Origin of the sequence: Traorella massiliensis, from assembly GCF_900104665.1 — a bacterium.
Classification (GTDB): Bacteria; Bacillota_I; Bacilli_A; order Erysipelotrichales; family Erysipelotrichaceae; genus Traorella; species Traorella massiliensis.
Map to the genome: position 1 here is coordinate 989,637 of NZ_LT629969.1, position 13,181 is coordinate 1,002,817.

Sequence of the window (13,181 nt, forward strand, 5' to 3'; positions counted from 1 at the left end):
AAAAATGGAAAGTTTTAATGGATTACTGCTTGTGAATAAACCGCAAAATATGACTTCTTTTGATGTTGTTGCCATCATGAGAAAAAAGCTTCATATCAAAAAAATTGGTCATAGCGGTACATTGGATCCAATGGCTGAAGGTGTATTATTGCTGCTGATCGGGAAAGCAACTAAAATTCTCCCTTATCTTGAAAATACTGATAAAGAATATATTGCGACTTTTGAGTTAGGCAAGCAGACTGATACTGAAGATATTTGGGGCAAAGTAACTGAAGAAAAAGAAGTGCATGAAATTTTTGATTTGCAATCCTTATGCAATTCATTTATTGGAAAACAAAAACAGTTGCCACCTATGGTCAGTTCCATTAAAGTAAAAGGAAAGAAGCTTTATGAATATGCTCGTGAGCAGATTGAAGTAGAACGTCCTTTAAGAGATATTGAGATCTATGATATTGAGGCATTGGATAAAAATAAGATCAGAGTGAGTTGTTCAAGTGGTACTTATATTCGTTCTTTGATTCGTGATATGGCGATTCAAAGCGGTAATATCGGATGCATGAGCTCGCTTACCAGGACAAGAGTAGGAAAGTTTACACTGAAGGATTGTTATGACCTGGATGAGGTAGATGCTGATACGGTTCAGCTGCATTCTATCTATGAAGCGTTAAGCTATCTGCCAATGATTGAAGTTGAAAATGAATTTGATGTCCTAAACGGTAAAAAGATTCGACTTGATACAAAAGAAGAGCGTGTGCTGATGGTAAAAAATAAAGAAGCTTTAGCCATCTATAGACGACATCATCAAAATGTTTTTGGCTGTGAAAGAGGTTTATGGTAATGAAAGTAATATGCATGGATTTAAATAAAATTGAACAGTTAGAAGGTATAGCTGCCTGCATTGGCTATTTTGACGGAATGCATCTTGGCCATATGCGCCTGATTGAAGAAACACTTAAACAGGCAGAAGCTAAATCCTTAAAAAGTGCCTGCATTACCTTTGATCCGGATCCTTGGTGCGTCATTAAACAGATGGAAGATATTGCACATATTACTTCAATGGAAGAACGTATCGAAATTGGACGTCAATGTGGTTTAGATTACTGGATCATTATTTCTTTCACAAAACAACTGGCTTCCTTATCCTATCAAGATTTTGAAAAGATGTTAGCACAGATGAATATCAAGAGTTTGATTTGTGGATTTGATTATTCATATGGGTATAAGGGTGAGGGAAATGTTGAAACCTTGAAAAAGCAATCATATTTTGATGTAGTAGAAGTGGAAGAAGTAACTTATGAAGATGAGAAAATTTCATCAACCCGTATCGAAAAATCAATTCAAGAAGGTGATATGAAAAAAACACTTCATTTATTAGGAAGACCTTATTCCATTAAAGGAACAATCACAGAAGGTCGCTCCTTAGGACATACGATCGGTTTTCCAACCGCTAATCTGAAAATGAAGTATCATTCGATCTTGCCTCATGTAGGTGTCTATATTGGTTATGCTTATGTGCTAGGCAAACATTATAAATGCATGATCAATGTAGGTCATAATCCTACTTTTAATTATAAGGAAGATATTGCTGTCGAAGCTTATCTGGTAGATTTTGAACAAAAGATCTATGGAGATGATATGGAATTGATCTTTATTGAAAGAATCCGTGATGAAAAACGATTTGATAGTAAAGAAGATTTAGTGGAACAGCTTAAACGTGATGTGTTAAAAGCAAAATCACTTTAGGTATAAACCTCCTTTTGTTTCATATAATGAAATGCAAGGAGGTTTTTTTATGAATAAACAAGCCCTCGCTTTTATCAGCATGTTTACTTTAGTGCTGATGCTTTCGATTTACTATGTATCACTCGAAACGATTCCACCTCAAAGTAATACACCTGTCAGTGATATAACAAGTGTCATGGCTGTTTTAAATGAGCAAAATCAGGAAAAGAAAGACACTTTGGTGTTACAGCTAAAAGAACAGCTGGCAAGCAGTGAAACAAGCGAAGAAAAGAAAAAAGAAGTTCTTTCTAAAATTGAAACGATTGAAAATAGCAAGCAGACAGAAGAAAAAATCGTTGCTGCTTTAGAACAAAAAGGGTTTAAAAGTGTTGTGAATATTGAAGATGATATCGTTAAGACAAGTGTTTTTGAAGTTGAAAAAAGTAATGAAAAAGCAGCTGAGATCATGCGTCTGATTTATCCTTTGATTTCTTCAAATCAGACGATCGAATTAGTTTTTAGTTGAAAGATGCTTCACTTTCAAGTATAATAGCAATAGAAGGTGATAAAAGTGGCACAAGAATATATTTGTATAAAAAAATCAAATGATTACGGACAAATTGCAATTAACAAAAAAGTATTTGAATCAATTGCATTGATTGAAATTGGTGAAGAAGAAAAAACAGTTTTACCTGATTCTTCAAGATTTAAAAATGCTGTAAGCTGCAGAGTTTCTAAGAATTCATTAGTACTGAATGTTGATGTGAAAGTAAATTATCAGCAGAATGTGAACGAAATCTGCTCACGTCTTCAGGATAAAATTTATAATTCGATCTTGCATATGACAGGTGTGAAGATGGATATGATAGACATCAAGGTGACCGGATTTATTTTCTAGCTTAATTACACCCTAACGGGTGTTTTTGAATGGAATATGTGCTAAAATGAAATGATGGAGGTAACCATGAGCAGACATACATTACGAGAAACTGCAATGACTTGTCTTTATCAGTATTTTCTTTTAAATACAGATATCAAGTCTATTGTTTATGAAAATGCGGGAAATGAAATTGATCCTTTTCTTTATACTGTAACGATCGATGCTTTAAAACATAAAGATTATTATATAAAGAAAATTAATGATGTACTGAGCGATGAGTGGGAATTTGACCGCTTAGGCTGTATTGAAAAGGCCATCCTTTTGATGGCTGCAGCAGAGCTTGATTTTGAGACTGCTAATAAGGCAATCGTAATTGATGAAGCAGTGACTCTTTCTAAGAAGTACTGTGATAGCGAAACTTATAAACTGATCAATGGAGTGCTAGATAAGCTATGATGAATCAGATGTGGTCGGTTTCTGCGCTGGTATCCTATATCAAACGAGGAATCGATCATGATGAAAATTTAAGACAGCTGCTGGTACGTGGTGAAATCAGCAATCTTGTAAAACATCGTTCAGGTCATTATTATTTTACATTAAAAGATGACAAAGCAAGAATGAGCTGTGTCATGTTTTCAAATTATGCAAGACTTATTCATTTTGATCTTGAAAATGGAAGCAAGGTTATTGCTCAGTGCAAGGTCAGCGTTTATGAAGCAAGCGGTAGTGTACAGCTTTATGTCAATGGTTTACAGCCGGATGGTATCGGAGAAATGTATCTGCAGCTGGAAGCATTGAAAAAGAAAATGATGAGTGAAGGATATTTTGATCCTGCACATAAAAAACAGCTGCCACAATATCCAATGGATATTGCCTTGATCAGTGCCAGGGAAGCAGCTGCTGCAAGTGATGTCAGAACGACGATTGCTCGTCGCTGGCCATTAGCGAAAATTACATTTTATCCATCGCTGGTGCAGGGAAGTGAAGCTAGTCCAATGCTGATTGAAACAATAAAAAAGGCTGATCAGAATCATCACGATGTTATTTTATTAGTACGTGGCGGCGGTAGCATTGAAGACTTGTGGGCATTTAATCAGGAAGAACTGGCACGATGTATTTATGATACGTTAACACCAATTGTTACTGGTGTTGGTCATGAGACCGATACAACACTTGTCGATTATGTGAGTGATGCCAGAGCGGCGACACCAACAGCAGCTGCTGAATTAGTAACACCTGATATTCAGGAAGTCAGCTATCAGCTGCAGCGATATAAAAAATTGCTGGCCGATCAGATGAAAATTCTTTTAGATCGTTCTTCTCATCATCTTGATAAGGTAAAAGGGCATCCTTATATAAGAAATCCGCTTACATACATTGAAAATAGCATGATGAGCCTGGATTTGAAAAGAAATGCTCTTGAAAATCATATTCAAACAAAAATGTATCTGCAAAATGAAATTGATTCAAAACGTATTCGTTTTGCTCATATAGGAAATATGATGGTACAAAGGATGGAAACACAGCTCCAGCATCAGTATGATAAATTGCTTGGACAAACAAAACAATATCGTACACATAGTGAAAATGAACTTTCAAAAAGGATTCAGCTTTTAGATGCCTATTCACCACTAAAGATATTACTTCGTGGTTATTCATTAACAAGAATGGATGGTCATTGTCTTAAAAGTATCAATGATGTTGAAGTAAATGAAATGATTGTGACAACTTTAGGTGATGGTGAATTATATTCGAAAGTGTTGAAAAAGGAGAAAAACCATGAGTGATAAATTATCTTTTAAACAGTCTATGGAGAGAATTGACAAAATACTTGAGCTTTTAGAAAAAAATGAAATTGATCTTGAAGAAGCAATCGCTCTTTTTGAAGAAGGACTGAAACTTGTACATGACTGTGATCAGCAGCTTGCCGGCTTTAAGGATAAGATGAATGAATTGATCCAAAACTATGAAGGTGAAGATCATGCATGATTTTGAAAATAAATTAGCTCATTCGCTCGATCATCTTGAAGATTCTAAAGTAAAACAAGCCATGCTTTATTCATTATGTGCTCCTGCTAAGCGGTTGCGTCCTCAATTGCTTTATGGTGTCTTAAAAGCTTATGGAGCGAATGAATCACAAGGAGACCGCTGTGCAATTGCCATTGAAATGATTCATACTTATTCGCTCATTCACGATGATCTTCCTTGTATGGATAATGATGATCTAAGAAGAGGGCAGAAAACATGTCATAAACAGTTTGATGAAGCAACAGCCCTTTTGGCAGGAGATGCTTTGTTAAGTGAAGCTTTTGGTTATGTGGCCAGTGCTACATATCAAAATAGTATCAATAATGATTTGGCTAGTGAGTTTGTGAAAGCAATCGGTGCTAACGGAATGATCTTAGGTCAGATGATCGATTTATTAAGTGAAAATGTAAAAACGGATCTTGATACGATCAGTAAGATCGATCTGCTTAAAACGGGCTGCCTCTTCTCTTTAGCACTTGTTTGTGGCTGCTTGATTGCCAATAAGAAGGGAGATATCGAGGTTTGGCGTAACATCGGTTATAAAGCTGGTTTAGCCTTTCAAATTCAGGATGACTGTTTAGATGTCATCAGCAGTGAAGAAAAGCTTGGGAAAAGCATTAGTGATGAAAAAAATCAAAAAAGTACTTTTGTTTCTGAGCTTGGATTTGAAAAGGCCCAGAAGCTTTATCTTCAGTATTTTGATGAAATTGAAAATGATCTTAAAAAATGTAATATTCATAGTGAACCTATTTTAAAAATCTTTCAGATGATAAAAAATCGTGATCATTAAGGAGTCTTATGAAAATCAATGAATTAAAAAATCCGAGTCAGCTAAAAAATCTAGATATAAAAGAACTAAACGAATTGTGTGAAGAGATTCGCACTTTTCTCATAGAAAATATATCTCGTACTGGCGGACATCTTGCTAGTAATTTAGGTGTTGTTGAGCTAAGTGTAGCGATTCATAAGGTTTTTGATTCACCAAGTGATAAGATTATTTTCGATGTTGGTCATCAAAGTTATGTTCATAAAATTTTAACCGGTAGAGCAAATCGTTTTTATACGCTTCGACAGTATAAAGGGTTATCAGGATTTCAAAAACGTGCTGAAAGTGAGCATGACTGCTATGAAGCAGGTCATTCTTCAACAGCCCTAAGCAGTGCTTTGGGATTTGCGATGGCTCGAGATTATAATCATGAAGATTATCAGGTCATAGCGGTAGTTGGCGATGCATCACTGATGAGCGGTATCTCTTTAGAAGCTTTAAATACTATTGGAGAACGTCAAAGCAAGATGATCATTATTCTGAATGATAATGGCATGTCTATTTCAAAAAATGTTGGTGCATTAAGCGATACATTAACTAAAATGCGAACATCTGAAGTTTATAATCGTACAAAACAGGTTGTTAGCAGTTCCCTCAGAAAAAATAAAGCTGGTCAGAATCTTTATCATACGATTTCAAATATAAAAAATTCAGTTAAACGTAATGTTGTTGAATCAAGTTTTTTTGGTGATTTTGGTCTTGATTATCTTGGACCTATTGATGGTCATAATCTTCATCAGCTGATACAGACACTTGAAACGGCTAAAAATCATCATGGACCGATCGTTGTCCACGTATGCACTAAAAAAGGCAAGGGTTATAAATTTGCGGAAAATGATACAAGCGGCAAATGGCACGGAGTGTCTGCTTTCAATGTACGAACAGGTGAGCTTTTGCATCAGCTTCCCAAAAATGCACTCTCATGGAGTCAGCTGATCAGCGATACGGTTATGCAGCTTGCATCCGTGAATAAGGATCTCATTGCCATTACGCCGGCAATGATTACTGGCAGTAAACTTGAGAACTTTCAGAAAAAATTTCCAGATCGGCTGATTGATTGCGGAATTGCGGAAGATCATGCCGCTATTTTAGCTGCTGGTCTGGCTTGTGCTGGTAAACGTCCATTTTTAGCTATCTATTCAAGCTTTTTACAGCGTGCTTATGATCCAATTAACCACGATATCTGTCGTATGGATCTGCCGGTTGTCATTGGAATCGATCGTGCAGGTCTTGTAGGAGAGGATGGGGCTACACACCATGGCTGCTTTGATATTCAGCTTTTAAGAAGTTTGCCGAATATGATCCTGGCACAGCCCAAAGATGCCTCAGAGGCTCGTAATCTGCTTTATACGGCGTTTTCCCAAGATCATCCTTTTGCAATTCGTTATCCACGAGGCAATGTTATCAAAGATGATCAAAAAATGGAAAATATCGAAATTGGCAGCTGGAGCGAACATCCGGTTACTGATAGATCTGAACTTTATGTTGTTTCTTATGGAAGTGATGTTGATGCGATCATTTCTAAGGCACAGGCAAATCATTTGCATTTAACTGTTGTCAATGCACGCTTTTTTAAGCCATTGGATACGATCGTACTGGATGAAATGGCTGCGAGTCAATTGCCTATTATTGTATATGAAACAGATATTCTTGCTGGAGGATTATCAAGCGCTATGCTGGAATATTATAATGATACAAAGCAGACAGTATCGTTGATTCGTATAGGAATCGATGATCATTATGTTGCTCAGGGAAGTATCAGTGAATTAAGAAAATCGGAAAAAATTGATTTAAATTCACTTTTTGAAAAAATTGGAGAGTTGCTTCATGAGGCTTGATGTTTATTTAAGTGAGAAAAGTATTGTTAAGTCACGTACCTATGCTCAGGAAGCAATTCGTGAGGGAAGAGTCAGTGTCAATGGTCAAATCATACTCAAACCTTCTTATGAAGTTAGCGATGAAACGATTCTGTTACATTCAAAAGAGATTGAATTTGTTTCTCGTGGAGGCTATAAGCTTTATGAGGCCTTGCGTGATTTTGGCATTGATCTAAAAAATCAGAATGTAGCTGATATCGGAGCAAGTACTGGAGGATTTAGTGATGTTGCTCTTCAAAGCGGAGCCAGTCATGTTTATGCGATTGATGTAGGGACATTGCAGCTGGATGAGTCTTTAAGAGAGAATCCACGTCTAACAAGCATGGAAAATACAAATGCCCTTGATCTTAAAATAGAGGATTTTAAACATGAAATCCATTTTGTCGTCATGGATGTTTCTTTTGTGTCTATTAAGACATTACTGCCTCATTTGATTTCTTTGTTTCCTAAAGCCCGCTTTGTAGTGCTTATTAAGCCACAATTTGAAGCAGGGAAAAAATATATTGGAAAAAATGGTATTATAAAAGATAAAAAAGTACTTGAAAAGGTCTTAGAGGATATTTATTATTTTCTGTTATCTCATCAATGTTCGCCTCTTCATATGAGCAAATCAAAGACAAAAGGAAAAGATGGAAATCAGGAATATTTCATTGATTTTGTGATTCACTCCTCTTCTACATTTCCTGTCTCAGAAATTAAAAAGCTAGTCCGATAGCTTTTTTTCTTTTTACTTTCTGTTTCCATTGGCAGTAAAAAATGATAAAATAAATAAGGATAAGTAGAAAGGAATCTCATGTTTAAAGAAATATATGTTAAAAATTTTGTATTGATCGATGATTTGCATCTTGAATTTTCAAAAGGCCTTTCCGCTTTTACCGGTGAAACAGGGGCTGGTAAAAGTCTTTTGATTGATGCGATTTCTTTATTATGTGGTGCAAGAGCCAGCAGCGAATATGTCGCTATGAATCAGGAATATGCATTAATCGAAGGTGTTTTCGAATTAGAAAAGCAGCATCCGGCAGCTTTGTTATGTAATGAGATGGGTATTGAACTGGAAGATGAAATGATCATTACTCGAAAAATATCCAGTGATGGCAAGAGCAGCATCAAAATTAATCAGCGAAGCATTCCTTTGTCATCATTGAAAACGATCATGTCTCAGATGATTGATATTCATTCTCAGCATGATACACAGTATCTTTTAAATAAACAGTATCATATCACGTTGCTTGATGAATATTGTCATATGGAAGAAAAACTTAATGAATGTAAACATAACTATCAGGTCTATCAGAAAGCATTACATACATATGAAGAATTTCAAAATAATGAATTGAATGATGATTTAGATTTTCTTAAATATCAGGTTAATGAAATTGATCAAGCTGAGTTGAGCGAAGAAAAAATTACGGATATGAATGAAGAACTGAATCAGTTAAATAATTTTGAAAAGCTGAGCGAACATCTAAATCATGCTTATGAGCATCTTTCAGGAACGGGTAAGACGCTTGAAAGTCTTTATGAAAGCATTCATTCATTGGAAGCATTAAAAGAATTTGAATGGGTTGAAAAGCTTGTAGAGAAATTGAATGATTGTTACTATGAAACTGAAGAGGCTGCTTCACAAATAAATGATCATTTACAAAATCTTGACTATGATGAAAATCGTGTCAATGAGATCAATGAATATCTTTTTCTTTACAATAATTTAAAACGTAAACATGGTAATAGCGTAAAGGAAATATTAGCAAAACGTGATTCGCTTATGCAACGAATTGAAATGATTGAAAATCGTGCAGAAGTACTTGATAAATTAAAAATTCAGGTTGATGAAGCCTATAAGAATTTTGAAAAAACTGCTTTAGAGATTTCTTCAATACGTAAAGAAAAAGCAAAAATGCTAGAAAATGAGATCATGAAGGAATGTCGTGATCTATATCTTGAAAAAGCACGTTTTGAGGTTCGTTTCGATGCTTGTGAGCCAAATTCAAAAGGACTTGATAAAGTAGAGTTCTATGTTTCAATGAACCCTGGAGAGCCTTTAAGACCGCTCTGCAACGTTGCTAGCGGCGGAGAACTATCACGTTTAATGTTAGGACTAAAAACGATCTTTACAGATCTGACTTCTATAGAAACACTTATCTTTGATGAAATTGATACAGGTGTTTCTGGAAAGGTTGCTTTAGCGATCGGTAGAAAAATGCGTCAGATCGCACAAAGACATCAATTGTTTTCAATCACTCATCTTTCAAGTGTAGCTGCCTGTGCACATCATCATTATGTAGTTGAAAAAACACAAACAGATGATTCTACAAAGACTCATATTCGTGAGCTGAATAAGGAAGAAATTATTGCCTCATTAGCGATCATGTCTACGAATTCTGTGAGTGAGAGTGCACTTATGGCCGCTAGAGAGCTTTATGAAAATGGCCAGGCATAATAAAGAATAAATAATACATCCCCCTCCCATACTATATGTGGGAGGTTTTTATATGAAAAGAAAATATGCCATATTTCTACTTCTTATCGGACTCTTTACAATTCCCATTCAGTCCAGAGAAGTTTATTTAGGCGGTGAAAGTATTGGCATTCAGCTTCAATATGAAGGCGTACTTATTAGCGCAACTTATCAGGTGGATACAAAATATTTTTCATATAATCCATCAGAAAGTGATATTCAAAGCGGTGATACACTAAAAGAAATCGATGGTAGAAAAATCGATACACTGGAACAGCTCAATGAAATTCTATTAGAAAAAAAGAACCAGACAGTTGTGTGTACTTTAAAAAGAAAAGATGAAATTATTTATCGTCATTTAAAAGTCATAGAAGATAATGGTAAGATCAAGACAGGATTATTTGTTAAAGATGAAATTATGGGTATTGGAACATTGACTTATATTGATCCAACTAACTCGACTTATGGTTCATTGGGTCATGAAATCATTGATCAGGATACGAAACAAACTATTCGCTTTGATCAGGGTCTTCTTTATACATCAAGTGTTAAAGATATTCAAAAGGCTCAGATATCACGTGTTGGTGAAAAACAGGCTCTTATTCATTTTGATGATTCGATTGGTAATATTTTAAAAATCAGTCGTTTTGGTGTTTTCGGGAATAGTTATGAACGATTATCTGATCGTCTGATCGAAACAGCTTCTCAGGATGAAATAGCTTTAGGGAAAGCAACCATGTATACTGTTTTAAATGGTGAAAAGGTAGAAGCTATCGAAGTTGAAATTACAAAAAAATATAAACAAAGTGAAGCAGATATTAAAAGTTTTGAATTTCAAATAACAGATCTGCAAGCATTAGAAAAAACAGGTGGTATCATTCAGGGAATGAGTGGTTCACCAATCGTACAAAATGGGAAATTGATTGGCGCTGTTACTCATGTTTCTGCTCAAAATCCTTCGAGCGGATTTGGTATTTATATTGAATGGATGTTGAAAGAAAGCGACTAAAACCGACAAACTGTCGCTTTTTTTCCATAAATCGTCAGCATTTTCAATTTTGAAAGCGTTCACGCTTCTTTAATTGACGAATTTCGACATAAAATTCCACCATTAATGCTTTTTATCGGATATAATGAAGATAGGAGGACATAACAATGACCAATAAAATGAGTGTTTATGTCGTAGATGATAATAACGAAGGCTGTAATCGCATGAAGGATGAATTAAGAAAATCTGATCGTTTTGAAGTGGCAGGAAGCGCAAGCAATGGGGAGCAGTGCTTAAAAGAACTTACCAATCGGAGTATTGATTTTCTTATATTAGATTTGATCATGCCAATAAAAGATGGATTTCAAGTACTCAGTGAATTAAAGCAGCATCGTATCAGCATCAAGCATATTATCGCCACCACTCCTCTTATTAATGATGCCATGATCGTTGATCTTCAAAAATATTCAATTGCTTATCTGCTGATGAAACCATTTGAGGTAAAACAGATTATCAATAAAATGATCGCTATTAGTGGCGTCGAGACCAATGGTAATGTCATATCATTAAATGTATCAGAACGTGATAAATTATTACATCTTGAATTAGAAAAAGATGTGACAGAAATCTTACATGAAATTGGCATTCCTGCACATATCAAGGGATATCTCTACTTAAGAACCGCTATTCTTGAAACCTATGAAAATATTGATTTCTTAGGACAAATTACAAAAGTTCTTTATCCGGAAATAGCCAGAGTGTATGCAACCACTTCTTCACGTGTTGAAAGAGCTATTCGACATGCGATCGAAGTAGCATGGAATAGGGGTAACGTTGATGCGATTGATGAGATTTTTGGATATACGATATCTGCAAGCAAGGCAAAACCAACCAATTCAGAATTTATTGCGATGATTTCTGATAAATTACGTTTAGATAACAGAATTAGAAGTAACGATAGATATTATCGTTGAGCCGTTTATGAACGGCTTTTTTTCATTTTTAAATAAATATTAGAATATATTTCAAATTTATAAATAAATAATATCATATTATAATATTATGTGATATAATTTATTCGAATTAGTGAAATTATTGCTATTTCATAGGTAACATCAACAATAACTCTATATATTTAAATAAATAATGTGTTATAATTCATAGGATCGTTATTCAAAAGCAGGAGGATTTATGGCAAGGGTCTTATTTCATATTGATTTAAATGCATTCTATGCAAATGCCGAAATATTACGAAATAGTGCTTATGAAGGGGTACCGCTAGTCGTCAGCGGACTTTCCAGAAGAGGCGTTGTCTGTACTGCCAGCTATAGTGCCAGGGAACTGGGGATTCATTCTGCAATGCCTATTCAACAGGCATTACAAATATGTCCGCATTTAATTGTGGTACCTGTTGATTTTGACTGGTATGAAACACTTTCACAACGATTTTTTGATTTTATTCGTGATTTTTCACCCTATGTTGAACCGGTCAGCATTGATGAGTGCTTTGTTGATGTAACTAGGATCATCCAAAACTATAAGCGTCCTTTAGACCTCGCCTGGCAGATTCAGCAAGGCTTAAAAGATAAAATTGGACTTAGCTGTTCGATTGGTGTAGCTCCAAATCGTTTTCTAGCAAAAATGGCCAGTGATATGCGAAAACCAATGGGAATCACCGTTTTAAGAAAACATGAAGTTGCGAAAAAGCTTTGGCCATTGCCTATTGAAAGTATGTGGGGAATTGGCAAGAAAACAGCACCGATTCTGCGACAGAATGGAATTGAAACGATTGGTGATCTGGCTGATGTAAACAATGAGGCAGCAGCCTTAAGAATCTTAGGAAAAAACGGGTATCATCGGATTGAAAATGCTCGTGGAAATGATTCGAATAAATTATGTTTTACTACGAGTGTTCAGTCACTTTCTCAAAGTACGACCATGAATCGTGATGTGGAAGATTACGATGAAATCAAAAACGTTTTTAGAAAACTGGCACACGATCTTTCACTTCGTGCATTAGAAGAAAAAGTACAGGGGAAAACAATTTCAATCAGCATTCGTTATGCAGATTTTTCAACGATCGTACGTAGTTATACGATGGATCATACAACTGCAGATATGAATACATTATTGGAATATGCACTTTATCTTTTTGATAAAAATCATATTAATAATCAGCCAATTCGTCATCTAGGCATATCTCTTGGTTCATTAATTGACCAAAATCATTCAATTGAACAGATTTCAATTTTTGAACCAGCTATTATCACGCATGAAGATATCTTAAATGAATTAAATAAAAACTTTGATTCGCCGCTTTTAGTATATGCCAGTGATCTTTTAGATAAGAAGCAATCCTCAAAAAACATTAAATAGAAGAAAAACAGAACTGATCCTCAGCA

The 13,181-nt window shown here is 35.2% G+C and carries 14 protein-coding genes; all 14 read left to right on the top strand.

Annotation, left to right across the window (positions count from 1 at the left end; genetic code table 11):
- The first annotated feature begins 4 nt into the window (after positions 1-4).
- The 14 genes from truB to dinB all read left to right on the top strand — a co-directional run bounded on the left by truB (position 5) and on the right by dinB (position 13,155).
- Positions 5-838, top strand: coding sequence for a tRNA pseudouridine(55) synthase TruB (gene truB, locus BQ5367_RS12130; protein WP_074022025.1), 834 nt, complete (start codon positions 5-7; stop codon positions 836-838).
- A complete protein-coding gene (locus tag BQ5367_RS12135) occupies positions 838-1,743 on the top strand; it encodes a bifunctional riboflavin kinase/FAD synthetase (protein WP_071442717.1) in 906 nt (301 codons plus the stop codon). The genes truB and BQ5367_RS12135 overlap by 1 nt, the downstream gene beginning before the upstream one ends.
- A gap of 49 nt (positions 1,744-1,792) precedes the next feature.
- A complete protein-coding gene (locus BQ5367_RS12140) occupies positions 1,793-2,248 on the top strand; it encodes a hypothetical protein (RefSeq protein ID WP_071442718.1) in 456 nt (151 codons plus the stop codon).
- Between the two features lie 45 nt (positions 2,249-2,293).
- Positions 2,294-2,620, top strand: coding sequence for an Asp23/Gls24 family envelope stress response protein (locus BQ5367_RS12145; protein ID WP_071442719.1), 327 nt, complete (start codon positions 2,294-2,296; stop codon positions 2,618-2,620).
- Positions 2,621-2,686: 66 nt separating this feature from the next.
- On the top strand, positions 2,687-3,058 hold the full coding sequence (locus BQ5367_RS12150) for a transcription antitermination protein NusB (protein ID WP_235858770.1): 372 nt from the start codon (positions 2,687-2,689) through the stop codon (positions 3,056-3,058).
- The gene (xseA, locus tag BQ5367_RS12155) at positions 3,055-4,389 is read left to right on the top strand and encodes an exodeoxyribonuclease VII large subunit (protein WP_071442721.1); all 1,335 of its coding nucleotides are present in this window, start codon (positions 3,055-3,057) and stop codon (positions 4,387-4,389) included. The genes BQ5367_RS12150 and xseA overlap by 4 nt, the downstream gene beginning before the upstream one ends.
- Positions 4,382-4,591 (top strand): exodeoxyribonuclease VII small subunit, encoded by a 210-nt coding sequence (xseB, locus tag BQ5367_RS12160; protein ID WP_071442722.1) that lies wholly within the window; start codon positions 4,382-4,384, stop codon positions 4,589-4,591. Before xseA ends, xseB begins: the two co-directional genes overlap by 8 nt.
- Entirely contained in the window at positions 4,584-5,420 is an 837-nt protein-coding gene (locus tag BQ5367_RS12165; RefSeq protein ID WP_071442723.1) for a polyprenyl synthetase family protein, read from the top strand. The genes xseB and BQ5367_RS12165 overlap by 8 nt, the downstream gene beginning before the upstream one ends.
- Before the next feature lie 8 nt (positions 5,421-5,428).
- Positions 5,429-7,294: a 1-deoxy-D-xylulose-5-phosphate synthase gene (gene dxs, locus BQ5367_RS12170; RefSeq protein ID WP_071442724.1), complete on the top strand. Its 1,866-nt coding sequence runs from the start codon at positions 5,429-5,431 to the stop codon at positions 7,292-7,294.
- Positions 7,284-8,048 carry a TlyA family RNA methyltransferase gene (locus tag BQ5367_RS12175; protein WP_071442725.1) on the top strand — a complete coding sequence of 255 codons (765 nt, stop codon included), beginning with the start codon at positions 7,284-7,286 and terminating at the stop codon, positions 8,046-8,048. The genes dxs and BQ5367_RS12175 overlap by 11 nt, the downstream gene beginning before the upstream one ends.
- 78 nt (positions 8,049-8,126) lie before the next feature.
- Entirely contained in the window at positions 8,127-9,773 is a 1,647-nt protein-coding gene (gene recN / locus BQ5367_RS12180; protein WP_071442726.1) for a DNA repair protein RecN, read from the top strand.
- 52 nt (positions 9,774-9,825) lie between these two features.
- Positions 9,826-10,800, top strand: a complete 975-nt coding sequence (locus BQ5367_RS12185) for a SpoIVB peptidase S55 domain-containing protein (RefSeq protein ID WP_071442727.1) — start codon at positions 9,826-9,828, stop codon at positions 10,798-10,800.
- A gap of 146 nt (positions 10,801-10,946) precedes the next feature.
- Entirely contained in the window at positions 10,947-11,753 is an 807-nt protein-coding gene (gene spo0A / locus BQ5367_RS12190; RefSeq protein ID WP_071442728.1) for a sporulation transcription factor Spo0A, read from the top strand.
- Positions 11,754-11,970: 217 nt separating this feature from the next.
- Complete coding sequence (gene dinB, locus BQ5367_RS12195) at positions 11,971-13,155, top strand: DNA polymerase IV (protein WP_071442729.1); 1,185 nt, start codon at positions 11,971-11,973, stop codon at positions 13,153-13,155.
- The last annotated feature ends 26 nt before the right edge of the window (positions 13,156-13,181 follow it).

Coding starts and splice junctions, on each gene's coding strand:
- recN (WP_071442726.1), top strand. CDS start 8,127: ATGTTTAAAGAAATATATGTTAAAAATTTTGTATTGATCGATGATTTG.
- BQ5367_RS12135 (WP_071442717.1), top strand. CDS start 838: ATGAAAGTAATATGCATGGATTTAAATAAAATTGAACAGTTAGAAGGT.
- spo0A (WP_071442728.1), top strand. CDS start 10,947: ATGACCAATAAAATGAGTGTTTATGTCGTAGATGATAATAACGAAGGC.
- truB (WP_074022025.1), top strand. CDS start 5: ATGGAAAGTTTTAATGGATTACTGCTTGTGAATAAACCGCAAAATATG.
- dxs (WP_071442724.1), top strand. CDS start 5,429: ATGAAAATCAATGAATTAAAAAATCCGAGTCAGCTAAAAAATCTAGAT.
- BQ5367_RS12140 (WP_071442718.1), top strand. CDS start 1,793: ATGAATAAACAAGCCCTCGCTTTTATCAGCATGTTTACTTTAGTGCTG.
- BQ5367_RS12175 (WP_071442725.1), top strand. CDS start 7,284: ATGAGGCTTGATGTTTATTTAAGTGAGAAAAGTATTGTTAAGTCACGT.
- dinB (WP_071442729.1), top strand. CDS start 11,971: ATGGCAAGGGTCTTATTTCATATTGATTTAAATGCATTCTATGCAAAT.
- xseB (WP_071442722.1), top strand. CDS start 4,382: ATGAGTGATAAATTATCTTTTAAACAGTCTATGGAGAGAATTGACAAA.
- BQ5367_RS12165 (WP_071442723.1), top strand. CDS start 4,584: ATGCATGATTTTGAAAATAAATTAGCTCATTCGCTCGATCATCTTGAA.
- BQ5367_RS12185 (WP_071442727.1), top strand. CDS start 9,826: ATGAAAAGAAAATATGCCATATTTCTACTTCTTATCGGACTCTTTACA.
- BQ5367_RS12150 (WP_235858770.1), top strand. CDS start 2,687: ATGAGCAGACATACATTACGAGAAACTGCAATGACTTGTCTTTATCAG.
- xseA (WP_071442721.1), top strand. CDS start 3,055: ATGATGAATCAGATGTGGTCGGTTTCTGCGCTGGTATCCTATATCAAA.